Origin of the sequence: Ruegeria sp. THAF57 (assembly GCF_903914075.1) — a bacterium.
Taxonomy (GTDB): Bacteria; Pseudomonadota; Alphaproteobacteria; order Rhodobacterales; family Rhodobacteraceae; genus Ruegeria.
On record NZ_CAIWNQ010000004.1, the window covers coordinates 150,249 to 175,858 of the forward strand.

Genomic DNA, 25,610 nt, shown 5'->3' on the forward strand with positions numbered 1-25,610 from the left:
CCTGAGACAAGTTGCTATGCCCGCGCCAACGCGACACAGCCCATGCTGTTCTGAGGAGCCGACCGATGACGACGATCAAGCTGCACAACACACGGACGCGGACGAAAGAGGATTTCGTGCCGATCAGCGCCGACAATGTGCGGATGTATGTCTGTGGTCCCACGGTCTATGACCGTGCCCATCTGGGCAATGCGCGGCCAGTGGTGGTGTTTGATGTGCTGTATCGGTTGCTGCGCCATGTCTATGGCGCGGATCACGTGACCTATGTGCGCAATTTCACCGACGTAGATGACAAGATCAACGCCACGGCCTTGGCCCGTCAAAAGGCCGGGGCTGAAGGGACGTTGGAGCAGTTGGTGCAGGAGCGCTCGGACGAGACGATCGGTTGGTATCTGCACGACATGGGCGCTTTGGGTGCGCTTGAGCCGAACGAGATGCCGCGCGCGACCGAATATATCCCGCAGATGATCGCGATGATCGAAGGGTTGATTGAAAAAGGCCATGCCTACGCTGCCGAGGGGCATGTTCTATTCGCTGTGGATAGCTGGAAAGAGCGCTATGGTGCGTTGTCGGGTCGCTCGGTCGATGACATGATTGCAGGGGCGCGGGTCGAGGTTGCGCCCTACAAGAAGAACCCGATGGATTTCGTGCTGTGGAAACCGTCAAGCGATGAGCTGCCCGGTTGGGACAGCCCGTGGGGCCGGGGGCGTCCGGGGTGGCACATTGAATGCTCGGCCATGAGCTATGAGCTGCTGGGCGAAAGTTTCGACATTCACGGCGGCGGCAACGATCTGATGTTCCCGCATCATGAAAACGAGATCGCGCAAAGCTGCTGCGCGCACCCCGAGGGCGAGTTCGCTCGGGTCTGGCTGCATAATGAGATGTTGCAGGTCGAGGGTAAGAAGATGTCCAAATCGCTGGGCAATTTCTTTACCGTCCACGATCTTTTGGATCAGGGTGTGCCGGGTGAAGTAATCCGGTTTGTGTTCTTGCAAACGCATTACCGCAAGCCGATGGACTGGACCGAGAAGAAAGCGCGCGAGGCCGAAGCGACGCTGCGCAAATGGCGGGCGCTGACAGCGGGCATCGAGCCCGCCGCCAGCGCGGCCCCCTCGGTGATCACGGCGCTGAGTGATGACCTCAACACGGCGGGGGCTCTTACGGAACTGCACCGTTTGGCATCGGATGGTGATGCCGCCGGGCTGTTGGCCAGTGCGCGGGTTCTGGGGTTGTTGGAGCCTGAGATGGGTGATTGGGCCGATACGGGCTCGGCAGATCTTTCGGGCCATGCGGCGCGCCTGGCCGATGCGCGAGCCGAGGCGATGCAAAGCAAGGACTTCTCGGAAGTGGACCGGCTCAAGTCGGCTTACGTCGCGGCAGGGCTCGAAGTGCGGATGAGCAAGGACGGTGTGGAGCTGGTGCCGGGGGCCGGTTTCGACGCTGCCAAGCTGGAGGGCGTGTGATGTCGAAGGAACGGCTTTATCTATACGACACCACGCTGCGCGACGGGCAGCAGACCCAGGGAGTGCAGTTCTCGACCGCCGAAAAGGTGCAGATCGCCAAGGCTCTGGACGAGTTGGGCGTGGATTATATTGAGGGCGGCTGGCCGGGTGCGAACCCAACCGACAGTGCGTTTTTCGAGGTTGCGCCCAAGACCTCGGCCCGGTTGACGGCGTTTGGGATGACCAAGCGGTCGGGACGGTCTGCCGAAAATGACGATGTTCTTGCCGCCGTGATGAACGCGGGAACGCAGGCCGTCTGTCTGGTGGGCAAGTCGCATGACTATCACGTGACCCATGCGCTTGGGATCACGCTGGACGAGAATGTCGAGAATGTCCGTGCCTCGGTCGCGCATATCGTGGCACAGGGACGCGAGGCGCTGTTCGATGCCGAGCATTTCTTTGACGGCTACAAGGACAATCCCGCCTATGCGGTTCAGGTCTGCCGGGCGGCGCTGGAGGCAGGCGCGCGGTGGGTCGTGCTGTGTGATACCAATGGCGGCGCGCTGCCTGCCGAAGTCTCGCGCATTGTGGCCGAAGTGATTGCCGCAGGGCTGCCGGGCAACCGGTTGGGCATTCACACCCACAACGATACGGAAAACGCGGTAGCCTGTTCGCTGGCCGCCGTGGACGCGGGCGCACGCCAGATACAAGGCACGCTGAACGGGCTGGGAGAGCGGTGCGGCAATGCGAACCTGACCGCTTTGATCCCGACTTTGTTGCTGAAAGAACCCTATGCCTCGCAGTTTGAAATCGGCGTCAGTGCGCAGGCGCTGGCCGGTCTGACGCGGATCAGCCGGATGCTAGATGATATTCTGAACCGGGTGCCCAGCAAGCAATCGGCCTATGTGGGGGCCTCGGCCTTTGCGCATAAAGCAGGGTTGCACGCCAGCGCGATCCTCAAGGACCCATCGACCTATGAGCATGTGGACCCGGGCGCGGTTGGTAATGCGCGGATCATTCCGATGTCCAATCAGGCGGGGCAATCGAACCTGCGAAAACGCCTGACCGAGGCGGGGTTGTCCGTGGATAAAGGCGACCCGGCATTGGGCCGCATCCTTGATCGGATCAAGCAACGCGAGGCCGAGGGCTATTCCTATGACACCGCACAGGCGAGTTTCGAATTGCTGGCGCGGGTCGAACTGGGGCAATTGCCGGCGTTCTTTGAGGTTAAGCGATACAAGGTCACGGTCGAGCGGCGCAAAAACAAGTACAACAAGATGGTCAGCCTGTCCGAGGCCGTGGTCGTGGTGAAGGTCGACGGCGAAAAGAAGCTATCGGTTAGCGAGTCTCTGGATGAGGATGGCAGCGACCGGGGGCCGGTGAATGCGCTGGCCAAAGCGCTGGCGAAGGATCTTGGGCAATATTCGCAGGTGTTGGCCGATATGCGGCTGGTGGACTTTAAGGTGCGCATCACGCAAGGCGGGACCGAGGCTGTCACCCGCGTCATCATCGACAGCGAAGACGGGCAGGGGCGGCGCTGGTCGACCGTGGGCGTCAGCGCGAACATAGTCGATGCCTCGTTCGAGGCGCTTTTGGATGCGATACAGTGGAAACTGGTTCGCGATTGCGGACCGCAGACGGCGGTGGCCGAGTGAGCGTTGCCTTCGACGATGACGTAAAGGCCTGTGCCGCACTGGTGCATCGCGCCGACCCGGATCGGTTCATGGCGGCAATGGCTGCCCCTGTCACAGCACGGGCCGTTCTGTTCCCGATCTACGCGTTGAATGTCGAAGTCGCCCGGGCACCCTGGGTTACGCAGGAACCCATGATTGCCGAAATGCGCCTTCAATGGTGGCGTGACGCTTTGCAGGAGATTGCCGAGGGGCAGGCGGTGCGCAGGCATGATGTCGTAACACCTTTGTCCCGTATTCTTTCGCCGCATTTGGCGGCTCAGTTGGATGAGTATGTGGCCGTAAGGCGTTGGGATATCTACCGTGATCCGTTTGAGGATCACGCGCATTTTGAGTCCTATTTCAACCATAGCGCCGGAACTTTGATGGTCGCGTCCGCGCAAGCCTTGGGCGAGGCGGACGAACAGGTTTTGCGCAATTTCGGTTATGCCGTAGGTGTCGCGAACTGGTTGCGGGCGATCCCCGAGCTTGAGGCGCGCGGGCGTGTTCCCCTGTTGGATGGAACACCGGACGGGGTGCAGCAATTGGCAAAGTCGGCACTGGAACGACTTCACGCTGCCCGCGCTCAGCGATCTGCTGTCTCAAACGAAGCGCGTCCGGCCCTGTACGCCGGTTGGCAGGCAGACTGGGTGTTGCGGCAGGCGATGGCGCAACCAGATCTCGTCGCCGCTGGTGCGCTGGCGCAAGGTGAAATCCGGCGTCGGCTGTCACTGATGTGGAACGTCGCCCGAGGGCGCTGGTAGCCGTCAGGCTGCTTCCGGTTCGGTCGGGCGCAGTACCAACCACAGCAACGCGCCCCCGGCCAAAGTCAACAGCGGGATCATGGCAAGGTTGACGGCAGTCCACCCCTCAACCGGGGACCCGCCCGAACAGTTCATCAACCCGCCCGAGGACAAAGAGGCCAACGTCACACCGCCGAACACCAGCAGGTCGTTCAGGCCCTGCATCCGACCGCGTTCATTTACGTCGTGTGAGGCGGCCAGCATCGTGGTTGCCCCGATAAAGCCGAAATTCCAACCGACACCCAGCAGGATCAGGGCAATAAAGAAGTTTTCAAGTTCAACACCTTGCAAGGCCACGATACCCGCACCGCCCAGAATGGCGAGGCCAAGCGCAACGATCTTTTCCACCCCGAAACGTGCGATCAACTGGCCGGTGAAGAAGCTGGGAATATACATGGCCAACACGTGACCGGTTACCACATCCGCCGCATCATTCGCCGAGTATCCGCAGCCTACGACAGCCAGCGGGGTCGAGGTCATGACAAGGTTCATCAGCGCGTAGGACACCATCGCACAGATAACGGCCACGGCGATGCGCGGCGTCTTTAGCATCTCAAGCCGGGTTCTGCCCCTGGGCGTGCCTTTCTCGGCCATGGTAGGGGTTGGGGTTTCCAGAAAGAAGAACAGACCTGAACCAACAACGTTCAAAGCAATCACAGCCAGATAAGTACCGAGAAAAGGGATGACATATGCCGTCGAGGTAAGCTTGACGATCTGAGGTCCGATGATTGCTGCAACCAGACCACCTGCCATGACGTATGATATTGCCTTGGGACGAAACTCATCCGAGGCCGTGTCTGCGGCGGCAAAGCGATAGAAGCCGTGCGCGCTCATGTAGATGCCGGTCAGAAGGCTTCCCAAAAGAAACACGGGGAAAGACCCAAGATACAGCCCATACGCGCCGACAAGCCCGCCTAGGGCACCGGCCGTTGCCCCCAAAAGAAAACCCGCGCGCCGGCCCCAGCGTTGCATGATCGCGGAGATCGGCGTAGCCGTCAGCATTGACCCCAGCACGATCAACGAGATCGGAAGTGTTGCCAGGCAAGCGTTGGTTGCCAGAGACTGCCCCGCCAATCCAGCGACGATAAAGATAATCGGCAGTTGCGCGCCAAGCACGGCCTGCACCGCGACCAGTACAGCGACGTTGCGCTTGGCCACACTATCATTTGGGGAAGAGGCGGTCATTGTCATGTGCCTATGCGTATCCGTGAAAAGCGTGGCATACAAGCGGGTTGCATATACGGCAAAGCAGCCTAACGTGCTCGTGATTACTCAGCCCCCGGAGCGCGCATGTCCGTCGGACGTATCATCGAAACCAATGACTGTGTCAGCGAGGGTGCCGTGTGGTTGGCTGGCGCGTGCCCTCGGATGGCCTATGCGTTGGAACAAGTGGGGCCGCTGCCTCTGCGTCGGCGACCGGACGGGTTCGCGCAACTGCTTAGCGCGATTGTCAGTCAGCAGGTCAGCGTGGCCTCGGCCAATGCGATCTGGAAACGCTTGCAGGATGCGAAACTGACCGGCCCGCGCAAGATAATGTGGGCCACGGATGACGATCTTAGGGCAGTTGGGCTCAGCCGACAGAAAATACGCTATGCCCGCGCGCTGGCCGAGGCACGTATTGATTACAAAGCGTTGCGGGATGCTCCAAACGACGAAGTTGTCGCGATCCTTACCGAGGTTTCGGGCATTGGCGTCTGGACCGCCGAGATCTACGCGATGTTCTCGCTCGGTCGCGCGGATGTAATCGCGCCCGGTGATCTGGCCCTGCAAGAGGCCGCGCGTATTCTCTATGACCTGCCCAAGCGTCCGACCGACAAAGAACTGAGACAAATGGCCGAGGCGTGGTCGCCTTGGCGGTCTGTTGCGGCGCGGGTGTTGTGGGCCTATTACCGGGTGGCCAAGCAAAGAGAAGGGATCAGATGACACGGGTTTTGAACGCGCTCAGGAAAGAGCCGGTTTCGGGCGACACACGCTCGGTCGTGGTGTTCGTACACGGCTACGGGGCGAACGGGGCCGATCTGTTGGGCCTTGCCGACCCATTGGGCGAGCATTTGCCCGACACGCTGTTCGTCGCCCCCGATGCGCCGGAACAGATCCCCGGAATGCCAAACGGGTTTCAGTGGTTCCCGATCCCGTGGATCGACGGCTCGTCCGAGGAAGAAGCGCGTCGCGGCATGGAGATGGCAAGCGACGACTTCAACGCCTTCCTCGACGCGCTGATGGTGGACGAAGACGTGCTGCCCGAGCAGGTCGTGCTGTTCGGGTTCAGCCAGGGCACGATGATGAGCCTGCACGTCGCCCCGCGCCGTGAGGACCCGGTCGCGGGGATCGTCGCGTTCTCGGGCCGTCTGCTGGAGCCAGATTTGTTGCCGGACGAAACCGTCAGCCGGATGCCGATCCTGCTTGTCCATGGGGATGCCGATGACGTGGTGCCTCCGCAATCGCTGCCCGAGGCGGCCGAGGCCCTGCAAGCGGCGGATTTCAAAGAGGTCTACGCCCATGTCATGAAAGGCACTGGTCACGGTATCGCGCCCGACGGCCTCAGCGTTGCGCTGGCCTTTATGCGCGACAAGCTGAGCCTCTGACCCCGTGATCGCGGTCCGTCCGATGATGCGAGAGGACGTGGCAGTTGCCTGCCATATCCTCAACCAAATCATAGACATCGGCGGCACGACCGCACATGAAATCCCGTATTCCGAGGCCTTATTCACGCAAAGCTACTTGGATGGGTCGGACAAGATCTGTTGCCATGTCGCGCTTGATGAACAGGGCGAAGTCGCCGGCTTTCAATGGTTGGGTGTGAACGAAGCTCTGCCCGACGGATGCGCCGACATCGCCACATTCACGCGCCGAGAGCCTCTTTTGAAGGGCGCAGGGCGGGCGTTGTTTGCCGAGACTTCGAAACATGCCGGGGCGCTCGGGCTGCGGGCGATCAACGCGACGATAAGGGCCGATAACCGGCAGGGGTTAAGTTATTACGAAAAGATGGGGTTTGAGGATTACTCGGTCTCTTACGGTGTTCCTCTTAGGGACGGTACCCCGGTGGATCGGATTTCCAAACGGTTTGAATTGAGGAAAGGCTAAGAATGCTGGTTGTCACAGGAATAGTTGAAGTTTCGCCGGAAGGTATTGAAAAGGCTGAGAAAGCGGCTTTGGAAATGGTGGGGGAAACGGTCAAGGAAGAAGGTTGCATTACCTATGAGTTCAGTCAGGTTCTAGGCCACAGCAACCGGTTCCGCGTGTATGAGGAATGGGAAAGCCAAGCCGCACTCGAGGCGCACTTTGCCGCTCCGCATATGGCTGCGTTTCGGGCGGCATTGGGCGAAGCAGGAGTGAAGTCTAGCGATATCTGCCGCATCGTCGGGGGCGAAAAGCAGCCCCTTCGCTAAGTCTGACCCCAAAGGTGAGGTTCGGCGAATTCCACCGAATTTCCGGCCGGGTCACGGATATAGAGTGAGCGCGCGCCGTTCGGCCAATCGAACTCGGCCTCAATGGGTACATTCCAGTCCAACAGATGCTTGCGCATCACTTGTATCTGCGCGCGTGACATGGACAGGCAGACATGCCCGGGCCCGCGTGCCCCGTGGGGCGGAACAGGAAGGTCCGGGTTCGTTGGGGCCTTTTCAGTTTCATCCGCATTAAAGATCAGCAGAACCGATGCACCGAGGCGGTAGAAAACATGGCGGTCGGTGACACGTTGAATTTTCTCCAGCCCCAATATTTCGCCATAGAACCGTTCTGCTGAATCTAGATCATCGACGTAAAGAGCGGCCTCCAGAACACCTTGTGCGGTTGGTATGTCTGGTGTGACTTTCATGGCGTAAGTCTATCACAAATCGCGGTTTTTGTCACCGGCGCGGGCGGCGGTCCCGTTTGCGCTGAGGCGCGACATTGATTGTAGGTGCAGGCAGGCTGTCCCATTGGCCCGGTTCCAGCCCCTCAAGTGTCCAATCTGCGATGCGGGCCCGGATCAAGCGCAGGGTTGGGTGGCCAACCGCGGCCGTCATCCGGCGGACCTGCCGGTTCTTACCCTCGCGCAGGGTCAATTCGATCCAGCAATCAGGCACTGTCTGACGAACCCGTATCGGAGGCGTGCGCGGCCACAGCCCGTCGGGTTCATCTATCAGGCGTGCCTTTACGGGGCGGGTCAAACCGTCCTTCAGTTCGACCCCGTCCCTCAGGGCTTTCAGCGCCGCGGCATCAGGCAGACCTTCAACCTGAACCCAATAGGTTTTGGGCATCTTGTGCTGCGGATCGGATATCTGCGCCTGCAACCGGCCATTGTCAGTCAGCAGCATCAACCCTTCGCTATCGCGATCCAATCGTCCGGCGGGATAAACGCCGGGCAAATCAATGAAGTCAGACAAGGTGCTGCGCGGCGAATCTGCATTGGCGCGATCGGTGAACTGCGGCAACACGTCGAAAGGTTTGTTGAAGCGGATGAACCAGGACATAAGTCACGCCATAGCCCGAGCGACACAGGCAGCGCAACCTGTGGATAACTGTCACGTGCCTGTTACTTGGGCAGCTTACCCCATACCCGAGATATTGTGGAAACTCAGGGCTTGTCAGAGTTTTAACACGATATATAGTTGAGTTAAGGCCGGGGCGGGTGTTCCCCGCTCTGATGTCAAAACGGGCAGAGCAGAGCGAGGAGCGATTCTGATATGGATGGAGACTTCAGAACCGAATTTGTCAGGGAACCCGGTGCGCTAAAGCATCATCCGGCATTGGTTTTGAACGCCGATTACCGCCCCTTGTCCTATTATCCACTGTCATTGTGGCCCTGGCAGGAGGCGATCAAGGCGGCCTGGTTGGATCGGGTGGATATCGTCGCTGAATATGACGAGGTCGTGCGAAGCCCCAGTACCGAGATCCGAATACCCTCAGTCGTTGTTCTCAAAGATTACGTAAAACCCAGAAAGCGCGTGGCCTTCACGCGCTTTAATTTATTTCTGAGGGATGAGTTCCGTTGCCAATATTGCGGCGCTCGCGGAGACCTGACGTTTGACCACGTCGTCCCCCGCGCGGCAGGTGGCGTGACAAGCTGGCAAAACGTTGTGGCAGCGTGCAGCCCCTGCAATTTGAAGAAGGGGTCAAAATCGTTGCGTCAGGCCGGGATGGCGTTGCGCAAGCCCCCACGTCAACCGGACGCCGAGGCGCTTCGGAATATCGGCCGGAAATTCCCGCCAAACCACCTGCACGATAGCTGGATTGATTTTCTGTACTGGGATGCAGAATTGGATGAGTTTTAATCGCTGGCGCGTCGCGCTGCGAGCCAGATCATAACCAGCACAGCCGAGATAGCCGCATTCCAACCGGCCATGGATAGACCCAGAAACTCCCACGGGATGTCGTCGCAGCGTACCAATGGGGCAGACATGATCTGGTCCATCAATTCTTGTGTGGACAGACCTCCAATGTCTCCTGAAGTGCAGCTTGATGGGCCTTCCCACCATTTCTGCTCGACGCCTGCGTGGAAAACGCCGATGGCGGCGGTTGTCATCGCTGCAAGAGCGCCCAATACCGGAAGCAACGTGTTACGGGGCAGAGCCAGCGCCAACCCACCAATCAAAACGGCCGCCCCATGCGGGTAGCGCTGCCAGATGCACATCTTGCAGGGCGGCAGGCCGCCCAAGTACTGAAACCCCCAGGCCCCAAGCAAAAGCGCAGCGGAGCCTCCGGCGGCGATCAGGACATACAGGTTTCGACGCGTCATAGGTATTTCACCGCAATAAACCCGCCAAACAGCAGGATGATAAACAGCGTGAACATGAGGCCAAGGCGCTTTTCGATAAAGGCGCGAATGGGTTCTCCGAATCCCCACAGCAAGCCTGCCACAACGTAAAAGCGCAAAGCACGCGCCAGAATAGACGTCGCGATGAAGGTGCCCAAGGGCATACCGGTCCACCCGGACATGATCGTAATGACCTTGTAGGGAAATGGCGTTACGCCCGCGCCCAAAACGGCCCAGAATCCGAAATCATTGAATCGTGTGTTGAATTCTTCCATGGCGTGCGCCTTGCCCATGGATTCAAGAATGGGCTGTCCAATGCTTTCATAGAAAAACGCACCAATGGCATAACCCAGCAATCCGCCCAATACCGAAGCAACCAAGGCAACGGTCGCGATCAACCACGCGCGAGACGGTCGGGCGATGATCATTGGAATCATCAGAACGTCGGGGGGAATCGGAAAAAATGAGCTTTCGATAAAGGCAACCACGGCCAGCGCCCACAGCGCATGCGGATGTTCGGCCAGACGAATGGTCCAGTCATAAAGCGATCGCAACATTAGGTGCTAAAATCCTGTTGGTTTGATGTTCAAGCAAAATCACGGGCCAGATGTGTCGTCAACCTACCGGAGGAAAACAATCTGGCGATGGGGTGTTTTTTGCCTCTGGACGTTCCGGTTCATGGGCGATAATTCAGTGACCGTGGCCCAAGTGGCGGAATGGTAGACGCAGGGGATTCAAAATCCCCCGCCTTCACGGGCGTGAGAGTTCGAGTCTCTCCTTGGGCACCACAATTCCGGTTTCGACGTTTGTGTATTTGTTGCGCAATGCGACAGCCTTTTTTTGGCGCTTCGGGACAAGCGATTTCCGCCGATGCGTTTGGCTGTGTCCGTACAGTCGGCTGTCCACTTGGTGGTTTCGTGAACGTTACCCGCGGCGATACAGCCTCCATTCAAGATCAAATGACGGATAGCGGATTTTCGCGTCATGATGCAGCATTCGTAGGGGCCTAACAGGCATCTTGCTGCCAAGAAGGTGTTCCAGCAACGACGCGGCGTGTCCTGCGGATATGTATTTCTTTGGTTTGCCGCTATCTATCACCGAAAAAGAATGGCGCCGCATCAGTGTATCAAGCCCGGATCGCGAAAACCAATGCAGGACGCTTGGGGGCGAATACTCGTGCCAGCGCTTGCCCATCAGCCGGGCCATCCAACTGTCCAGACGCCAGTATTCGATCACGCAAATACCGCCTGGCCGCGTCAAATCCGCGACCGATTTCATGGCCTTGGGCAGGTCGTGAAAGTGGCCGATAACCTGTATCAAACTTACGGCATTGAAAGGTTCTAGACCCTTGCAGTCCTCAAGGCTTCCCTGCAGCGCGTTCAGACCTAGCGTGTCCCGAGCGTGAGAAACCATCGTCTGATTGGGGTCCAGGCCTGTCGTCGCCCAGCCTGCATCCTCCATCCCAGCTTGAAGAAAGCCTGCGGCGCTACCAACCTCAAGAAGCCGCCCATTTTTTGAATGGCGGGACAGGAGTTTTCCGTATCGTCGGCCTTGGTCTCGCAACAACTGAGCCTCGCTCAGGTAATCGGAGTACCCAGCGCCACCACCAAAAAAATAGCTGTCGTCATAAACTGACGCGACGTGGTCCTGATCAAACAAGCCTGCAACCGAACGGTTTCCGCAGGCCGGGCAGTGCATAATCGAGTATCCGTTTTTAGCGAACGCAAATTCGGTTCTATTTTCACAGGCCGGGCAAATTGAGCTTTGGCCTGTTTTTAATTCACCTGCATGTTTCACTCGGCAAATCCCGCCGCAATTGTTCAAATAGGTCTCTAACATGTCGCAAATCTTTGAGCGATCGTCAAAATTTAAGGCGTATGGATTGAATAATCGCCAACTAAATTGACATCAATTTGTACTTAATTTGGGCGCGTTGACGGCTGATTAAAAGTAAGATCTATGCGATGACTGACGGAAAAATTTAGGCGCCAATATGCTCCAAGGGAGATAATTGTTTCCTTTTTGTGGACACCTGTTCTGACGTTCAGATTCTCATTCACCTTGCGCTAAATCGTTAAAAACACTGGAGGTTAGGGGGTATTTTCAGGCCGTTTCAAACGAATCGGTTGACAATTCCGCATCCCATAACGGACTTTGAATGTGGGGGCAGGCAATTTTAGCGAGTAAAAATCTCGCGACTATTCATAGCAGAGCAGTACGAAAAGTATTGTGACTTGGGCGGAATTTTACGCCCGAGGTAATGATGAATAGTGGGGTGTTTGGTTTGTGTGAATTTGGTTATTTGTGCGCTCGAATGGGCGCAGTTTTCGGCGCTGTTTAAGCGTTATGGGGAACCCTCAATCGGAAAATAGGTCTGAACAAAGGGTGTTTGGAAAAGCACCTTTTGGCCGGCGTTCGGGCAGACAATCACGTCGTGTGGCATTGAAAATCATGTTGGTTTTTGGAACCCGCCCGGAATTAATCAAGATGCTGCCGATCATTCGCGAAGCAGGTGAGCGTGAAGACGTTGAGTTGATTACAGTGATGACGTCCCAGCACACTGATCTTGTGCGGTCTCTTGCTACGGAATGGGCAATCCCTGTCGATTACGACCTTGAGGTCATGAAGCACGCGCAGTCGTTGAATGACGTGATTTCTCGGGTTGTTGGACGGATTGATCGTGTTCTGGAGGAAGAGAAACCGGATGTGGTTCTTGTTCAGGGCGACACCTCAAGCGCGTTTGGTAGTGCTTTGGCTGCGTGGCAACGGCAGATACCTGTTGGTCATGTCGAGGCTGGACTGCGGACTGCGAGTATCGATTCTCCGTTCCCTGAAGAGGCGAACAGAAGGCTGATTTCCCGCATAGCCAGCTTCCATTTCGCACCAACCCTAAGCAACAAAAATGCGTTGCTGGCCGAGAAAGTACCGTCGCAGGGCGTTTTCCTGACTGGCAATACGGTGGTGGACTCGATCAGGCATGTCATGGGGCAAAGGCGTCCCTCCAAGCCGGTCGCGTCGTTGATATCAGAACTCGAGGGGCGTCGAATAATTGTATTGACGACGCATAGAAGAGAGAGCTTTGGCTCCGTTATGTGCGATCGCCTTAAGGTCTTGCGTCGCTATGTCGAAGAACGGCCGGATATCAGCCTCGTGTTCCCGGTCCACCCCAATCCGCAGGTCAAGAATGTAGCGCGTGCCGAGTTATCCGGGTCAGATCAGATTCACTTGGTTGAGCCTTTGGCCTATCCGGATTTCCTGCACGTGCTGGCGGCCTCGTGGGTTATTCTGTCAGATTCAGGAGGCATTCAGGAAGAGGCGCCAAGCCTTGGAAAGCCGCTGCTGATTTTGCGGGACGAAACCGAACGTTCGGAAGCCGTGAGTTGCGGAATCGCGCGGCTTGTCGGTCAATCGGCACAACGCCTGCAGGAAGAACTTCTGGAGCTTGATTGCCCTAAAAGTTGGGCCACAAAGGTCGGAGAAGTTGAAAATCCATTTGGCCGGGGAAACAGCGCAGCGCGGATACTGGACATCCTGCAAAGAAGGCAGACGGTGGCGCGTGCCGTTGACTTGGCTGCTGCGGGGACGGTGCAATGACGCGTTTGTCCGATCCCACTCCGGCGGCCAATCCGCGCGTACAAGGTGGGGCGGACACCGTCCTTGATCACCAGTCCTTGACCGTGGTCGCACCGTGTTTCAACGAGGAGGAGGGGCTGCATTATTTGGCAGAGAAGCTTGCCAAATTGCAGACGAGCCTTGGTTCGCAAGTGGTTCTTTCGATCGTTCTGGTCGACGACGGAAGCACTGACAACACGTGGGATGTCATGCACGACCTGTTCGGGCGTAGGCCGAACGTTACCTGCCTGCGTCATAAGAAAAACCTTGGGATCATGGCGGCAACGGCCACCGGGATAGCGGCCTCGACAGACGAGGCGGTCGCGGTCATCGATAGCGATTGCTCTTATGATCCGGCACTTATTTCCAAGATGCTGCCATTGCTGAAAGAGGACACGTCGATCGTGACGGCATCGCCGTACCACCCGCAGGGGCAAGTCGAAGGTGTACCGGAATGGCGTCTGTTTTTGTCCAAAGGCGCCTCTTGGGGTTATCGGCGGTTACTTCGGAACAATCTGGCTACGTACACATCGTGCTTTCGCCTGTATCGAAAAAGCTCGGTTGTTTCTTTACCCCGCCGGCATGACGGATTTTCCGGCGTGGCCGAGGTTCTTGCGTTGCTGGACCGCCGTGGGTGGCGCATTGACGAGGTTCCGGCCGTTTTGACAACACGTAAATACGGGCAGTCCAAGCTGAAGCTGATGCGGGTGGTTCGCGATCACCTGTCCTTGATGTCCAGTATCGCAGTCGGAAAGATTTTTTTTAACCGTATCCCCCCGCAGGAAGTTTCTGCGGGCCCTCAAGTTCGTGGAGAAAGAGATTAATGACGAGTACATCTGTTCCCGAGTTCCCTTCAGACCAGGATGCAAGCGGTCGCCAGTTGGGTGACGAAGAAATCGCGGCCCTGACGTCCGCAATTCGCTCTGGTACGCTTACGTCGACCAAAGGTCATTTCGTAAAAGAATTTCAGTCCAAATTCGCCCAATCCATCGGGGCTGTGTTCGGGTATGCCTGCAGTTCGGGGACGGGGGCGATCCACGCCGCGGTTTCCGCAATTGACCCAAGTCCCGGCGACGAGATCATCACGTCGGCGATCACCGATATGGGTGCGATAACCCCGATCCTGTACCAGACCGCCATACCTGTTTTTGCGGATGTCGATCCGATCACGGGAAACCTGACGGCGGAAACGATTGAGCGCGCGATTAGTGAACGCACGAAAGCTATCATCGTCACGCACCTTTTCGGGTATCCCGCAGACATGCCGGCGATTTGCGCTGTCGCCCGCCAGCATGGGATTCCAGTGATTGAAGACTGCGCGCAAGCATATGGCGCAACCATTGATGGACGTCATGTCGGGACATTTGGCGACATCGGGTGCTTTAGCCTTCAGCAAGGTAAACACATCACGACCGGCGAAGGTGGAATTGTAACGTCCAACGACGAAGGTCTTGCCCGGCGCATACGGTTGTTTATCGACAAGGCGTGGGGTTACGGAGATCCAAAGCCGGATCATTATTTTGTCGCGCTGAACGGGCGGATGACCGAACTGCAAGGCGCGGTGGCGCTTGCTCAGTTCGCCAAGCTTGATGACAGCGTGCACCAGAGAAAAGCGATGGCCCAAAAGCTGACGGACGCGATATCTGGCCTGCCTATGCTGGTGGCTCCGTATTCGGATGACCAAACCGTTCACAGCTATTGGAAATATCCGCTGATCGTTCAGCCCGAAATTGGCGGCCCCGTTCGTGTTGCCGAGGCGTTGCGCGGATTTGGCATCAACTCGGCGCCACGATACATCCAGAAGCCCGCGTTTGAGTGCGCCGTGATCCGCGATCAACAGACCTTCGGAGACAGCGGCTTTCCCTTCAATCTTGCCCGGCCCGAAGCTGTTGATTATGCGCCCGAGCGATTTGAGGGAACCTATTCTTTCCTGAACGATGTTCTCGTTCTGCCGTGGAACGAGCGTTACACCGACGAGCACGTCGATTACTTGGCACAACAGATTGCCGCTGTGTGTTCTGACGTGCCTCGTCTGGACGTGGCGGAGTAAAGCTGATGGTACGATTTGGTATTGTTGGGGCTGGAGCGATTGCAAAAGCGTATGCCGAAGCACTGGAGCAGGCCGAAGGCGTTTGCCTGACTGCCGTTGCAGATACGGTATCTGATGCCGCAAGTTCGTTGGCCGATTGCCACGGCGCTGCGACGTTTGCGTCGCATCGGGAATTGGCGTTGTCAGGGCTGTGTGACGCGGTGATCGTATCTACACCGCCCGCAACCCACGAAGCTGTTGTTTTGGATCTGATTGAGGCGGGTTTACCCGTGCTCTGCGAAAAACCTTTTGCAATTAACGGTGTAAGTGCACGCAGAATGGCGTCGGCGGCTGGTGAGAAAGGCATTCTGATCTCGATGGCGTCAAAGTTCCGCTATGTGGATGACGTCCAGATTGCGCGGGAAAAGGTGGCTGCGGGAGAGATTGGCGACCTCAAACTGATCGAGAACGTCTTTACAGGCGTGGTGGACATGACCGACCGGTGGAACGCGCAGCCTGAAATATCTGGCGGTGGCGTCTTGGTGGATAACGGCACACATTGTGTAGATATTGTGCGCTTCTTCACGGGCGGTATTGTCGCAGCCTCTGCCATGGTGGGCCCAAGTCTTCAGGATATCAGTGTCGAAGACCACGTCTTTATGTCGCTCAGAACGGCAAACGGGGCACTGGCCCAGATCGAAACGTCTTGGAGTATTCACAAGGACAGTTCGGACTACTTGGCGTTGTACGGCGACGAAGGCGTCATTGAAGTCGGTTGGAAGTCCTCGCGCATACGGCGTCCTTTGACCGGACAGTGGGAAACCTTTGGCACCGGTTACGGAAAGGTGCAGGCGTTTTCAAATCAGGTCTTGGATTTCGCGGCCGGAGTTCGCGGCGAACCAACCAAAAGCCTTGCGACCGGGCGGGACATTCTGGCGTCTGTGGACGTGATTTCAGCCGGTTACACGTCGATTGCGGAAGGCGGCAGATGGGTTGATGTTGACGGCGTTGCCACCATCGACAGGGTCATGCCCAAGAGTGTGGTGTCGTGACAGCCAGGATTCACCCAACGGCAATCGTCGAGAAGGGCGTGGAAATCGGCGCCGGCACATCGGTATGGGACAACGTTCATCTGCGCGGTCCCAGTAAGATCGGCAGAAACTGCATTATTGGTGGCAAAAGCTATATCGCATACGGGGTTGAAATCGGCGATTTCGTTAAGATAAACTCGTTTGTCTACATTCCAAATGCCGTCAAGGTCGGGAATGGGGTGATGATCTCTGCGGGCACCATCTTTACCAATGACATCACACCGCGTGCCACTGACGCCGACATCACACAGCTTTTGGATTCCGGTCCGCAGGATAGTACGCTCCCGACCTTTGTTGGGGACGGTGTCACCATCGGAGCGGGCAGCAGGATCTCTGGCGGGATCACGATTGCTGAGTTCGCAATGGTTGGAATGGGATCGGTTGTCACCAAAGACGTGGGGGCGTTCCATCTGGTATTTGGCAACCCGGCCCGGCTGAAGGGGGCTGTGTGCAAATGCGGCCACGTTTTAATCCGTGGAAGCCTTGAGGGGCAGGGAAGGGCGACCTGTCCAAAGTGCGACCGGCAATACAGTTATCAAGACGGGGTTGTCTCATCCGAGTTGGAAAGCGCGTCATGAGCGGTGTGCAAGCGGATACGTGGGCTGTCCTCGGCGGAGGGATTCTGGGTCAGGCACTGGCGCTTCGTTTGCAGGAAGCCGGTAAGCGCGTGACCCTGATCGAAGCCGCGCCAGAGTTGGGCGGCCTTGCAATGGCCCAGCAGGTCGGAGGCATCACCTACGACAAGTTCTATCATGTGATCTTGCCGTTTGATAAACGAACCCTCGCTCTGCTCGACGACATAGGGTTGGGGGACGACGTTGAATGGAGGTCAACGCGCACAGGTTTTTTCAGCGACGGGCGGCTGATGCCGCTGAACGGGGCATTCGATTATCTGCGCCTCAGATCAATCGGTTTGGTAACCAAGTTGCGGGTTGCCTATCTGTTGATGGCGGCTGGACGGATCAGGGATGGGGCTCCGCTTGAACAGATCAGCGTTCAGGAATGGTTAACCCGCTGGTGTGGGCAGGCTGGGTTTGATCGGCTCTGGCGGCCGCTACTCAGGGCAAAGTTGGGTGATAATGCATCGCGGGCATCGGCGGCGTTCATTTGGTCTAGCATACGCCGTTTGTACCTTGCGCGGCAGGGTGTTCAAAAAGTTGAACAGCTTGGTTTTGTAAAGAATGGTGGCTATGCCCGTATCCTGAACGCCCTGCGCGACACGTTGATCGCAAGAGGGATCGAGGTGCAAACCAACACCCCCGTAAGTCGGGTTTTTGGTTCCGCCGCAGGTGTTTGCGTCGAAACTCCATCCGGCAGGCAGGTATTCCAAAATGTTGTCTCGACACTTCCGACAAAAGCAAATCTGGCAGTGTGCGAGGGGCTGGATGCTGAAGAGAAAAACCGTCTGGATGGGGTGGTTTACCAAGGCATAATTTGCGCGTCCGTTGTGCTGAATCGACCACTGGCCGGTTATTATCTAACCTACCTGACAGATGAGGCGCTGCCATTCACGGGCATCGTTGAAATGTCTGCTTTGACCGGCACAGATGCGTTTGACGGCAAAACCCTGGTCTATTTACCGCGTTACGTCACGCAGGATGATCCGTATTGGGCCCTAAGCGATGAAGGGATTGCGCTGCAATTTGTTGACGCGCTGCGAAAGGTACATCCGGACGTCGCAAGCACCGATGTTCTGGACATAAAAGTATCAAGAGTACGCGAGGTGATGGCCGTGCCAACCATTGGGTATCGTGAGAACGCCCCGCAATCGGTGACTTCGGTGCCTGGCCTTTACTTTGTGAACTCGGCCCAGATCATCGACGGGACGTTGAACGTAGATGCGACTCTGGGCGTTTTGGACGAGGCCATGGAGAAACTCGAACTGGGCCGCACCACAACCGAGGCGAGGCCAGCAGCATGACAAAGAAGCTCGCAAGCCTGTCGCTCGATCTTGATAACCTGTGGTCCTACATGAAAACGCATGGCGATCCGGGATGGCAGGATTTTCCTGGATATTTGGACGTTGTCGTGCCGCGGTTTCTGGACATGCTTGACGAGCTTTCCATAAGCATGACGGTTTTCGTTGTCGGGCAGGATGCGGTGATCAAGGAAAACAAACCGATCCTAAAGTCCATCGCCGACGCAGGCCACGAAATCGCCAATCACTCATTCAACCATGAGCCTTGGTTGCACCTATATTCCCCCGAGGAGATCAGCAAAGAAATTGAACGCGCGGAAGAGGCGATCCACTCTGCCACAGGCGTAACGCCCAAGGGGTTCCGGGGCCCGGGATACAGTTTGTCAGAAACCGTTTTGGATGTACTGAAACAACGTGGCTACGACTATGACTGTTCGACCTTTCCCACGATCGCCGGCCCTTTGGCGCGGGCTTATTATTTTGCCAAGTCGCGCTTGTCATCAGATCAAAAGGAAAGGCGAAAAGTCCTGTTCGGCGGGATAAAGGATGGCTTTCGACCCTTAAAACCCTACGCATGGGACCTGAACCGAGAGCGGATGGTCGAAATCCCAGTTTCGACTATGCCGTTTTTCAGAATACCTTTTCATTACAGTTATTTACACTGGATCGCAGGCGCGTCCGAAGGGCTGGCCTCGGTCTATTACGCATCCGCACTACGAGCTTGTGATATGGCCGGTGTAGCCCCTTCGATGTTACTGCATCCGTTGGACTTCATGGGGGGGGATGACGTGCAGCAGTTGGCTTTTTTCCCCGGTATGAACCAGTCCTCTAATGAAAAGCTTGTCCGCATGAAGCGCTTCTTGTCCAAGCTGAACGACGAGTATGACGTCACGACGATGGCCGGGCACGCGAAGACTCTGAAAATCACTGAGCTGCCTTTGCGAAGACCGGATTTTGCCACCGAAGACACGGATGCCGTCGATTTGGCCCAAGAAACGAGCGCCACCCGATGATTGCGGCACGGCAAACCCAATCCTTTCAGGCGCTGCTGAGAGTCAGCGTGTTCTGCATTCTCACTGTTTCCTACCTGGTGACTGCGCCTGAGTATCATACGACAGCAATCGACTCGTACTATTTCGCCGAGATTATCTCGCAACATGACCTTTTCGAGGCGCCGGTCCGGCTGTTGTTGTGGCTGTCTTCGATGCAGGTGCTTTACCGGATAGTTTCGGTTTTTCAGGCCGAGCCCGACCCGTTCGTCATCCTGAGTATTGCCAACGCGATATTTGCATCGCTTTCTGTCATCTTGCTTGAAAGGTTATTGTCGCGACAGTTCGCAGTGCCTTCACCGGCGTCTTGGCTTACCGCCATTACTTTCGGGGTCAGTTACGGCACATGGCGATACGCAACCGAGCTTGAGGTTTATCCCTCAGCGATGTTGTTCACGATAGTTCTGCTTACCTTGGCCTTCTCGACGGCGGGGATGAAACCCCCTGCGCGGTCAAGACGGATCTGGATCACGGCAATCGCCGGCGCGGTTGCTTCGTTTTTCTATCAACCGTTGGGCATCGTCGCAGGCATAGCAATCCCGGTATTCTTCCTGTCCCGGCGGGTCTTGAAAGACCTTATTCAATACTGTGCAATCTACGGTCTGTTCTTGGCGGCTGGGTTCCTAAGCTTGGCACGCACGGGGGGATCCAGCGATCCGTTGCACACAATTTTAGATACGGACGGCAAAGTTGTTGTGCTGCCCGACATGGTCAGCCTTTCCGCTTCGGCGGTGGCGTTCTTTCAAAACCTGTTGTCGGCGAATTGGATGTTTGCGTTCCAACCCACACGGGATGTCATCGAAAGCAAGTTTGCGGACCATTTCATGCATGAATTGGTCGCCACTGACCCGGCCTATTGGGGGTACCGCCTATTCCTTCTTACGATTCCGGCAGCATTGGTTTTGTTGCTGCTTGCAGTCATTCGCGTTCTTAAGGCGCGTGAAAGACGCCCGCTGACCAGCCCTGAACTAAGTGCGATTTCGCTTTTGACCGTGCAGGCGCTTATGGTGCTGGGTTTGCACCCCGAAGGTTTCGAAGCGTGGTTGCCAACGCTTGTGCCTGTATTCTTACTGTTGGGAAGTCGTATTTCCGGGCCTCTGCAACGCTCTGGGCATGTGTCGGTACTTGTTTTAATTGTCGCGGTCTTTGGGGTTCATAACTGGTTTGCAGGCGTTGGAGTGTTTGCCAATGCAACGCGGGACTACAATCGCATACTGGCCGAACCCGCCATTACCCGCCTTGGCGAGAAGGACTTGGTTATCATTGGGGCCGACTGGCCGTTGTTTAAATATCTAAATTATGTAGGCGCCGCCGATACGATTTTCGCCAAGGACACACAGACCGACGTCATTCTTAGTCGGCTGGAGGGTACCATAGACAGTGGTCATCAGGTCATGATTTACCCAGATGTCATTGCACCCTCTGCCTTGGCCCTAAAGCAAGCCAGAAATCTGACGGAAGTCTACTCAAAAATGCCCAAGCAAGCGATTGCCAATGGCGAGAAGATTGAGTTCGGTGACCTTGGATACGGTTTGCTTTTGAGGAAAGAGTAGAAATTGAAACACCCGGGCACGTCATCCGGTTGTCAGAAGCCCGACACCAACAATGACGAAGGCAATTCCAAGTACCGTTTTCAAACCTATAACCTCGCCAAAAAAGATCATCCCGACGCTTGATATTCCGACGATAGAGAGGCTTGTCGCAAGCGTGTACGCTGTGCGCAAAGGAAGCCCGCGCAAAGCATATAGATAGCTGAGTAAAAGCATGACACCCAACGTCAGCCCAACCCATAGCATCGGGTGCAGTGCGGCAGACAGCATGGAAGACCACGAGCGGGATATCTCGGTTTCAACTGTAAACTTCTTGAAAGCAAAGTTCGCGCCAATATTTCCGCAAATCGCAAGCAACAAGGCTAACCAGTAACTCATCCGACAAAGCTCCGAAAATAAACTAAGTCTTCAAGTGCTAGTCTGGAAGCGGTCTCAGGTCTAATGAAAAGTCGGGCGTGCGCGGCCTGCGGTGCTTGCTGCCGTTCCGCGCAGTGTCGGACCCACTGTTTCCAAATAGACTGGTTGAGGCGCACGTTGACTTGCGGCTTCGTTCCGCTCACTGTTTGGAAAAAGAGGTAAAAGGTACATCCAGCAGTGTTTGTTGATCTGTTTAAAGACGGAGTTATTCGGAACTTCATGGCACCTTTGTTGCCATCGACAAGCCTGTTCTATCTCTATGTAGTTTCAGCGTTTATCATCTCGGCGGCGGTGTTTTTTTTCTTCGAGAGAAGAGAGAGTGAGCACCGTCCCGACGAGATTGAAAAAGGTCTGTTTGGGTATGTTTTTGATCGAAAGGTCTGGTTTCATCCGTCTTCAAAGCAGGATTATTATTTCTTTGTCGTAAACACTTTCATCTATTCTGGGATCATTGCCCACTTTATGATCTCGGGGCATATCGTGTTCAACGCATTCGGTAACGTCTTTGATTCAGTGCTCGGACCGCGTCAGGAGGCCCTGTTCACGTTGTCCGTATTCACGTCACTGGCATATACTCTGGTGGCGGTCCTTGCGATTGATTTTGCCATTTTCCTAACCCACTACGTGCAGCATAAGTTTGCACCGTTGTGGCATTTCCATTCTGTTCATCACTCTGCCGAGGTGCTGAACATCGTAACTGTCTATCGTCAGCACCCGGTCGACCTGTTCATTACCGGTACGTTCATGGTGGTTCTGACCGAGGTCGCTTTTGCGTTCTACGCCTATCTGACGATGTCCGAACCCGCGCAGCTTACAATCGGAGGGCTGAATGTTGTGCTATTTGGGTTTTACCTACTGGGGTACAATCTAAGGCACTCGCATATCTGGCTCAGTTATCCGCGCTGGCTGTCTTACATCTTCATCAGTCCGGCGCAGCACCAAACCCACCACTCGATCGACGAAAAGCATTTTGACAAGAATTTTGGTTTTATCTTTGCGATTTGGGATTGGTTGTTTGGCACGCTGTACGTTCCCAAAGGATACGAAAAGCTGGAATTTGGCATTTCACGCGCCGAACCCAACCCGTTTGGGTCGGTAGTCGAGCTTTATTTGAAACCTTTTCAACTGGCGTGGAAGGAAATCACGGGGTCAAAGCTGTTCAGTCGCTTTGCTATGGGGTTCGGCGTCGCGGCTGTTTTGTGCGTGGTTTTCAGCGTCGCCTTCTGAGTTGTGCAATCGGGGATCACGGATCCGGATGCTGGCTGAGCCAAATCAGAAAACCAACATAGGCGAACACACTTAGGTTCAGCACTGTATCAATCAGTCCACCAGTCATGCGTTTTCCTCCTTGGTGAGCGATTTGAACAGGCAAACGACCAGAACCGGAACAATAAACACAAAGGCAATAGCGGATAGCGCGATGATCGAGCGCACAAGGCCAATATCCCCGACCAAAATCATTGCCAGCCCAAGTGCCCCCAAAATTCCGCCCCAAATTGTACGAATGCGGGGCGAAGGGTTCTCATCCCCTCCGGCGCCGATCATAGCAAGAGTAAAGCCCGCGCTGACTACGCTTGTAACGACGAACAGGAACGCAGCTAGAACTGTCGCCGTGCGGGTCAAACCGTCCAGCGGAAACTTTTCGAGCAATGCAAATGTGGTCGCGTCAAGGTTTTCGGCATTTACTGCGGCCAGCGTTCCGTCCTGCCTGAGAGTGTCAAAGAATCCCAGCCCCCCGAAGATTCCGAACCAAAGGATGGAAAACAGGGTGGGGGTGACAATAACGCCGATCAAAAACTCTCGTATCGTTCGCCCGCGCGAGATGCGGGCGATGAAAATACCCACAAATGGTGACCAGGCGAGCCACCAGATCATGTAATTCAGCGTCCAGCTGTGGAACCAGTTGACGATCTTTTGGTCAAAGAACCCGGCCGTTGAAAAACCAGCGGGAAGAACGCCGAACAGGTAGCGCCCAAACCCCGATACGATGTCGTCCATCACATACGAAGTCGGGCCGAAGATCAAAAGGTAGATCATCAGTCCCACGGCGATCAGCATCGCGGCATTCGACAAAAGCGCCATGCCGTCGCCGAGGTCTCTGCGCAGTGGAATGATGAAGGCGATGCATAGGGCTCCAAATATTGGAAGGGTCAGGCGATCGGGCTGCTCAACACCAATCAGACCGGCCACCCCGGTTTGAATTTGAAAGACGCCCATCGCCATTGATCCCGCCAGCCCAACCGCGATGGCGACGATTGACAGCAGATCGAAAACCCAGCCCAACGCCTTGACCCAGCGGGCCTCTCCCAATGCGGCCAGCAACGGTGCGCTTAGCAACAGTGCGCGGCCTTTACGGTAGGCAAAATAGGCTATGACCAACGCGACGATCCCGTAAATTGCCCAGGCGTGGAAGCCCCAGTTCAAGTAGGTCACGAACATGGCGTGACTGGCGGCTTCGGCATCGTCGCTATAGTTTTGCAAAAGCTCAAAATGCGTCAGGGGTTCGGCCGTTCCGTAAAACAGCAAACCCACGCCCATCCCGGCCGCAAACAGCATCGCGATCCAGACCGGCGTTGAAAATTCGGGCTCGGACGTATCGGTCCCCAGACGTATGTCGCCAAAGCGCGAAAAGGCCAGATAGATTGCAACAAACAGAAGGCCGCTGACTTCGAGCATAATAAACCAGCCACGGCTGCTGAATTGTGTCTCAACAGCCGCAGTCGCAAGGCGGCCCAATCCATGCGGATCGGCAATGCCCCACGCAGCGATAGCCGCGCTGAGAGTCAGGGCAATAATCAAAAGCGGGCTGGGGGATTTCCTATCCACGGTCCGAGGCCTTTCTGCGCCGTTTCTGCCAGCTTAGTCCAATTGCGCGCATAACCGAAAGGACCGGCGTGCTTTACACGCCTTGTTGTTTTTCAATGCGAACCTGATGCGGGCACCGTCGAACAAAGTTAATCCGACTAGTCTGGTCAATTCCCGCGATCTCGGGGGGAAAGTTCCGGAAATTCTCTCACATTTGCTGCTCGGGGCGGTTGAGGGCGGCGCGGGGGTTGACAAGCGGAGTGTCTGAATGAAACGTCAAATAAGTTGGGAGATTTTGAAAATTCAGATGCTTGACCCTGTTGCAAGACGGGGTGGCTTGTCGTACCGGCAAGGTCCCAGATGAGGGACCGCTGAAAAGTCTCTCATCCATAATAAGAGTTTGGGAGTTCTCAAAAATGAAAAACAGCAGCAAGCTTAGCCTTGGCGCGGTCGTAACCGCGGCGCTCATGGCTCCGGCCGCTTACGCCGAGGAATTCATCACAATTGGTACCGGCGGTGTAACCGGTGTATACTATCCGACAGGCGGTGCCATCTGCCGTCTTGTCAACAAAGGCCGCAAAGAGCACGGCGTGCGTTGCTCGGTCGAATCTACCGGCGGTTCGGTCTACAACATCAACACCATCCGCGAAGGCGAGCTGGAGTTTGGTGTTGCCCAGTCCGACTGGCAGTTCCACGCTTACAACGGCACTTCGAAATTCGAAGAGGCTGGTCCCTTCGAAAGCCTGCGCGCGGTGTTCTCGGTCCACCCCGAGCCGTTCACCGTTGTGGCCCGTGCCGACTCCGGCATCGCCAGCTTTGAAGACCTCAAGGGCAAGCGCGTGAATATCGGCAACCCCGGTTCCGGTCAGCGCGGCACCATGGACGTCGTTCTCGAAGCGATGGGCTGGAGCCTTGACGATTTCGAGCTGGCGTCCGAGCTGAAAGCGGCTGAACAGTCGGCTGCTCTGTGCGACAACCAGATCGACGCGATGATCTACACCGTTGGTCACCCATCGGGTTCGATCCAGGAAGCGACCACAGCCTGTGATTCCGTTCTGGTCAACGTGACCGGCGACGCGATCGACGGTCTGATCGACGGCAACTCGTACTACCGCACCGCGACCATTCCTGGCGGCATGTACCGTGGGTCGGATGGCGACACCACCACCTTCGGTGTGGGTGCAACCTTTGTGACCTCGGCCGACGTGTCGGATGACGCGGTTTACGCGGTTGTCAGCTCGGTCTTCGAAAACTTCGACGACTTCAAAAAGCTGCACCCGGCATTTGCCAACCTCAAGCCCGAGGAAATGATCGCAGACGGCCTGTCGGCACCTCTGCATCCGGGTGCCGAGAAGTACTACAAAGAAAAAGGCTGGATTCAGTAAACCAGACCTGACGCGGGGTGCCTTCGGGCGCCCCGCAACCCAAGCCCGGCTCGACCGGGCAATAAATAAGGCCAAAAGGCCGCATGACGGGGAGACATCTTG

The 25,610-nt window shown here is 56.3% G+C and carries 26 protein-coding genes and 1 tRNA gene; 19 read left to right on the top strand and 8 right to left on the bottom strand.

Translation table 11 applies throughout. The features are described from left to right. The first annotated feature begins 65 nt into the window (after nt 1-65). The 3 genes from cysS to RUESEDTHA_RS12035 are packed head-to-tail and all read left to right on the top strand — an operon-like array spanning nt 66 to nt 3,876. On the top strand, nt 66-1,463 hold the full coding sequence (cysS, locus tag RUESEDTHA_RS12025; RefSeq protein WP_180887093.1) for a cysteine--tRNA ligase: 1,398 nt from the start codon (nt 66-68) through the stop codon (nt 1,461-1,463). Beyond that, entirely contained in the window at nt 1,463-3,097 is a 1,635-nt protein-coding gene (gene cimA / locus RUESEDTHA_RS12030) for a citramalate synthase (RefSeq protein WP_180887094.1), read from the top strand. The genes cysS and cimA overlap by 1 nt, the downstream gene beginning before the upstream one ends. Next, nucleotides 3,094-3,876: a squalene/phytoene synthase family protein gene (locus tag RUESEDTHA_RS12035; RefSeq protein WP_180887095.1), complete on the top strand. Its 783-nt coding sequence runs from the start codon at nt 3,094-3,096 to the stop codon at nt 3,874-3,876. The genes cimA and RUESEDTHA_RS12035 overlap by 4 nt, the downstream gene beginning before the upstream one ends. Nucleotides 3,877-3,879: 3 nt before the next feature. Here RUESEDTHA_RS12035 and RUESEDTHA_RS12040 read toward each other — a convergent pair whose 3' ends face one another. Beyond that, nucleotides 3,880-5,106 (bottom strand): MFS transporter, encoded by a 1,227-nt coding sequence (locus RUESEDTHA_RS12040; RefSeq protein ID WP_180887096.1) that lies wholly within the window; start codon nt 5,104-5,106, stop codon nt 3,880-3,882. A gap of 99 nt (nt 5,107-5,205) precedes the next feature. Between RUESEDTHA_RS12040 and RUESEDTHA_RS12045 the strand changes: the two genes are divergently transcribed. The 4 genes from RUESEDTHA_RS12045 to RUESEDTHA_RS12060 are packed head-to-tail and all read left to right on the top strand — an operon-like array spanning nt 5,206 to nt 7,304. Continuing rightward, nucleotides 5,206-5,838: a DNA-3-methyladenine glycosylase gene (locus tag RUESEDTHA_RS12045; protein WP_180887097.1), complete on the top strand. Its 633-nt coding sequence runs from the start codon at nt 5,206-5,208 to the stop codon at nt 5,836-5,838. Beyond that, entirely contained in the window at nt 5,835-6,500 is a 666-nt protein-coding gene (locus tag RUESEDTHA_RS12050; protein ID WP_170373640.1) for an alpha/beta hydrolase, read from the top strand. The genes RUESEDTHA_RS12045 and RUESEDTHA_RS12050 overlap by 4 nt, the downstream gene beginning before the upstream one ends. A gap of 22 nt (nt 6,501-6,522) precedes the next feature. After that, a complete protein-coding gene (locus RUESEDTHA_RS12055; RefSeq protein WP_180887098.1) occupies nt 6,523-6,999 on the top strand; it encodes a GNAT family N-acetyltransferase in 477 nt (158 codons plus the stop codon). A 2-nt stretch (nt 7,000-7,001) separates the two neighbouring features. After that, nucleotides 7,002-7,304 carry a putative quinol monooxygenase gene (locus RUESEDTHA_RS12060; RefSeq protein WP_180887099.1) on the top strand — a complete coding sequence of 101 codons (303 nt, stop codon included), beginning with the start codon at nt 7,002-7,004 and terminating at the stop codon, nt 7,302-7,304. Here RUESEDTHA_RS12060 and RUESEDTHA_RS12065 read toward each other — a convergent pair. Next, nucleotides 7,301-7,732: a VOC family protein gene (locus RUESEDTHA_RS12065; RefSeq protein WP_180887100.1), complete on the bottom strand. Its 432-nt coding sequence runs from the start codon at nt 7,730-7,732 to the stop codon at nt 7,301-7,303. The two genes, RUESEDTHA_RS12060 and RUESEDTHA_RS12065, sit on opposite strands and share 4 nt — an antisense overlap. A 31-nt stretch (nt 7,733-7,763) precedes the next feature. After that, entirely contained in the window at nt 7,764-8,369 is a 606-nt protein-coding gene (locus tag RUESEDTHA_RS12070) for a pseudouridine synthase (protein WP_180887101.1), read from the bottom strand. A 213-nt stretch (nt 8,370-8,582) separates the two neighbouring features. Here RUESEDTHA_RS12070 and RUESEDTHA_RS12075 point away from each other — a divergent pair, with 213 nt between their 5' ends. After that, entirely contained in the window at nt 8,583-9,170 is a 588-nt protein-coding gene (locus RUESEDTHA_RS12075; RefSeq protein WP_171121524.1) for an HNH endonuclease, read from the top strand. Here RUESEDTHA_RS12075 and RUESEDTHA_RS12080 read toward each other — a convergent pair. Both RUESEDTHA_RS12080 and RUESEDTHA_RS12085 read right to left on the bottom strand, forming a co-directional pair. Further along, nucleotides 9,167-9,634 (bottom strand): disulfide bond formation protein B, encoded by a 468-nt coding sequence (locus tag RUESEDTHA_RS12080; RefSeq protein ID WP_180887102.1) that lies wholly within the window; start codon nt 9,632-9,634, stop codon nt 9,167-9,169. The two genes, RUESEDTHA_RS12075 and RUESEDTHA_RS12080, sit on opposite strands and share 4 nt — an antisense overlap. Then, a complete protein-coding gene (locus tag RUESEDTHA_RS12085) occupies nt 9,631-10,209 on the bottom strand; it encodes a YqaA family protein (RefSeq protein WP_180887103.1) in 579 nt (192 codons plus the stop codon). Before RUESEDTHA_RS12085 ends, RUESEDTHA_RS12080 begins: the two co-directional genes overlap by 4 nt. A gap of 145 nt (nt 10,210-10,354) precedes the next feature. Between RUESEDTHA_RS12085 and RUESEDTHA_RS12090 the strand changes: the two genes are divergently transcribed. Beyond that, nucleotides 10,355-10,440: transfer RNA gene (locus tag RUESEDTHA_RS12090), tRNA-Leu, on the top strand. A gap of 136 nt (nt 10,441-10,576) precedes the next feature. On the opposite strand, the gene RUESEDTHA_RS12095 is transcribed toward RUESEDTHA_RS12090, so the two are convergent. Further along, nucleotides 10,577-11,311 (bottom strand): class I SAM-dependent methyltransferase, encoded by a 735-nt coding sequence (locus RUESEDTHA_RS12095; protein WP_180887104.1) that lies wholly within the window; start codon nt 11,309-11,311, stop codon nt 10,577-10,579. 792 nt (nt 11,312-12,103) lie between these two features. Between RUESEDTHA_RS12095 and wecB the strand changes: the two genes are divergently transcribed. Genes wecB through RUESEDTHA_RS12135 form a run of 8 tightly spaced genes read left to right on the top strand, consistent with a single transcriptional unit; the run spans nt 12,104 to nt 20,904 of the window. Next, nucleotides 12,104-13,246 carry a non-hydrolyzing UDP-N-acetylglucosamine 2-epimerase gene (gene wecB, locus RUESEDTHA_RS12100; protein WP_180887105.1) on the top strand — a complete coding sequence of 381 codons (1,143 nt, stop codon included), beginning with the start codon at nt 12,104-12,106 and terminating at the stop codon, nt 13,244-13,246. Then, complete coding sequence (locus RUESEDTHA_RS12105) at nt 13,243-14,088, top strand: glycosyltransferase family 2 protein (protein WP_180887106.1); 846 nt, start codon at nt 13,243-13,245, stop codon at nt 14,086-14,088. The genes wecB and RUESEDTHA_RS12105 overlap by 4 nt, the downstream gene beginning before the upstream one ends. Continuing rightward, nucleotides 14,088-15,314: a DegT/DnrJ/EryC1/StrS aminotransferase family protein gene (locus RUESEDTHA_RS12110; protein WP_180887107.1), complete on the top strand. Its 1,227-nt coding sequence runs from the start codon at nt 14,088-14,090 to the stop codon at nt 15,312-15,314. The genes RUESEDTHA_RS12105 and RUESEDTHA_RS12110 overlap by 1 nt, the downstream gene beginning before the upstream one ends. Before the next feature lie 5 nt (nt 15,315-15,319). Continuing rightward, nucleotides 15,320-16,345, top strand: a complete 1,026-nt coding sequence (locus RUESEDTHA_RS12115) for a Gfo/Idh/MocA family protein (RefSeq protein WP_180887108.1) — start codon at nt 15,320-15,322, stop codon at nt 16,343-16,345. Further along, nucleotides 16,342-16,962: an acyltransferase gene (locus RUESEDTHA_RS12120; protein WP_180887109.1), complete on the top strand. Its 621-nt coding sequence runs from the start codon at nt 16,342-16,344 to the stop codon at nt 16,960-16,962. The genes RUESEDTHA_RS12115 and RUESEDTHA_RS12120 overlap by 4 nt, the downstream gene beginning before the upstream one ends. Next, on the top strand, nt 16,959-18,305 hold the full coding sequence (locus tag RUESEDTHA_RS12125; protein WP_180887110.1) for an FAD-dependent oxidoreductase: 1,347 nt from the start codon (nt 16,959-16,961) through the stop codon (nt 18,303-18,305). Before RUESEDTHA_RS12120 ends, RUESEDTHA_RS12125 begins: the two co-directional genes overlap by 4 nt. After that, nucleotides 18,302-19,315 (top strand): polysaccharide deacetylase family protein, encoded by a 1,014-nt coding sequence (locus RUESEDTHA_RS12130; RefSeq protein WP_180887111.1) that lies wholly within the window; start codon nt 18,302-18,304, stop codon nt 19,313-19,315. Before RUESEDTHA_RS12125 ends, RUESEDTHA_RS12130 begins: the two co-directional genes overlap by 4 nt. After that, on the top strand, nt 19,312-20,904 hold the full coding sequence (locus RUESEDTHA_RS12135) for a DUF2723 domain-containing protein (RefSeq protein WP_180887112.1): 1,593 nt from the start codon (nt 19,312-19,314) through the stop codon (nt 20,902-20,904). Before RUESEDTHA_RS12130 ends, RUESEDTHA_RS12135 begins: the two co-directional genes overlap by 4 nt. Before the next feature lie 21 nt (nt 20,905-20,925). On the opposite strand, the gene RUESEDTHA_RS12140 is transcribed toward RUESEDTHA_RS12135, so the two are convergent. After that, complete coding sequence (locus RUESEDTHA_RS12140; RefSeq protein WP_180887113.1) at nt 20,926-21,279, bottom strand: multidrug efflux SMR transporter; 354 nt, start codon at nt 21,277-21,279, stop codon at nt 20,926-20,928. A 258-nt stretch (nt 21,280-21,537) separates the two neighbouring features. Here RUESEDTHA_RS12140 and RUESEDTHA_RS12145 point away from each other — a divergent pair, with 258 nt between their 5' ends. Then, nucleotides 21,538-22,545 (top strand): sterol desaturase family protein, encoded by a 1,008-nt coding sequence (locus tag RUESEDTHA_RS12145; RefSeq protein ID WP_180887114.1) that lies wholly within the window; start codon nt 21,538-21,540, stop codon nt 22,543-22,545. 105 nt (nt 22,546-22,650) lie between these two features. On the opposite strand, the gene RUESEDTHA_RS12150 is transcribed toward RUESEDTHA_RS12145, so the two are convergent. Continuing rightward, complete coding sequence (locus tag RUESEDTHA_RS12150; protein ID WP_180887115.1) at nt 22,651-24,144, bottom strand: BCCT family transporter; 1,494 nt, start codon at nt 24,142-24,144, stop codon at nt 22,651-22,653. 395 nt (nt 24,145-24,539) lie between these two features. Here RUESEDTHA_RS12150 and RUESEDTHA_RS12155 point away from each other — a divergent pair, with 395 nt between their 5' ends. After that, on the top strand, nt 24,540-25,508 hold the full coding sequence (locus RUESEDTHA_RS12155; RefSeq protein ID WP_180887116.1) for a TAXI family TRAP transporter solute-binding subunit: 969 nt from the start codon (nt 24,540-24,542) through the stop codon (nt 25,506-25,508). Nucleotides 25,509-25,610: the final 102 nt, after the last annotated feature.

Coding starts and splice junctions, on each gene's coding strand:
- RUESEDTHA_RS12060 (WP_180887099.1), top strand. CDS start 7,002: ATGCTGGTTGTCACAGGAATAGTTGAAGTTTCGCCGGAAGGTATTGAA.
- RUESEDTHA_RS12155 (WP_180887116.1), top strand. CDS start 24,540: ATGAAAAACAGCAGCAAGCTTAGCCTTGGCGCGGTCGTAACCGCGGCG.
- RUESEDTHA_RS12085 (WP_180887103.1), bottom strand. CDS start 10,209: ATGTTGCGATCGCTTTATGACTGGACCATTCGTCTGGCCGAACATCCG.
- wecB (WP_180887105.1), top strand. CDS start 12,104: ATGTTGGTTTTTGGAACCCGCCCGGAATTAATCAAGATGCTGCCGATC.
- cimA (WP_180887094.1), top strand. CDS start 1,463: ATGTCGAAGGAACGGCTTTATCTATACGACACCACGCTGCGCGACGGG.
- RUESEDTHA_RS12055 (WP_180887098.1), top strand. CDS start 6,523: ATGATGCGAGAGGACGTGGCAGTTGCCTGCCATATCCTCAACCAAATC.
- RUESEDTHA_RS12125 (WP_180887110.1), top strand. CDS start 16,959: ATGAGCGGTGTGCAAGCGGATACGTGGGCTGTCCTCGGCGGAGGGATT.
- RUESEDTHA_RS12110 (WP_180887107.1), top strand. CDS start 14,088: ATGACGAGTACATCTGTTCCCGAGTTCCCTTCAGACCAGGATGCAAGC.
- RUESEDTHA_RS12115 (WP_180887108.1), top strand. CDS start 15,320: ATGGTACGATTTGGTATTGTTGGGGCTGGAGCGATTGCAAAAGCGTAT.
- RUESEDTHA_RS12075 (WP_171121524.1), top strand. CDS start 8,583: ATGGATGGAGACTTCAGAACCGAATTTGTCAGGGAACCCGGTGCGCTA.
- cysS (WP_180887093.1), top strand. CDS start 66: ATGACGACGATCAAGCTGCACAACACACGGACGCGGACGAAAGAGGAT.
- RUESEDTHA_RS12135 (WP_180887112.1), top strand. CDS start 19,312: ATGATTGCGGCACGGCAAACCCAATCCTTTCAGGCGCTGCTGAGAGTC.
- RUESEDTHA_RS12145 (WP_180887114.1), top strand. CDS start 21,538: ATGGCACCTTTGTTGCCATCGACAAGCCTGTTCTATCTCTATGTAGTT.
- RUESEDTHA_RS12080 (WP_180887102.1), bottom strand. CDS start 9,634: ATGACGCGTCGAAACCTGTATGTCCTGATCGCCGCCGGAGGCTCCGCT.
- RUESEDTHA_RS12070 (WP_180887101.1), bottom strand. CDS start 8,369: ATGTCCTGGTTCATCCGCTTCAACAAACCTTTCGACGTGTTGCCGCAG.
- RUESEDTHA_RS12040 (WP_180887096.1), bottom strand. CDS start 5,106: ATGACAATGACCGCCTCTTCCCCAAATGATAGTGTGGCCAAGCGCAAC.
- RUESEDTHA_RS12050 (WP_170373640.1), top strand. CDS start 5,835: ATGACACGGGTTTTGAACGCGCTCAGGAAAGAGCCGGTTTCGGGCGAC.
- RUESEDTHA_RS12065 (WP_180887100.1), bottom strand. CDS start 7,732: ATGAAAGTCACACCAGACATACCAACCGCACAAGGTGTTCTGGAGGCC.
- RUESEDTHA_RS12105 (WP_180887106.1), top strand. CDS start 13,243: ATGACGCGTTTGTCCGATCCCACTCCGGCGGCCAATCCGCGCGTACAA.
- RUESEDTHA_RS12140 (WP_180887113.1), bottom strand. CDS start 21,279: ATGAGTTACTGGTTAGCCTTGTTGCTTGCGATTTGCGGAAATATTGGC.
- RUESEDTHA_RS12130 (WP_180887111.1), top strand. CDS start 18,302: ATGACAAAGAAGCTCGCAAGCCTGTCGCTCGATCTTGATAACCTGTGG.
- RUESEDTHA_RS12045 (WP_180887097.1), top strand. CDS start 5,206: ATGTCCGTCGGACGTATCATCGAAACCAATGACTGTGTCAGCGAGGGT.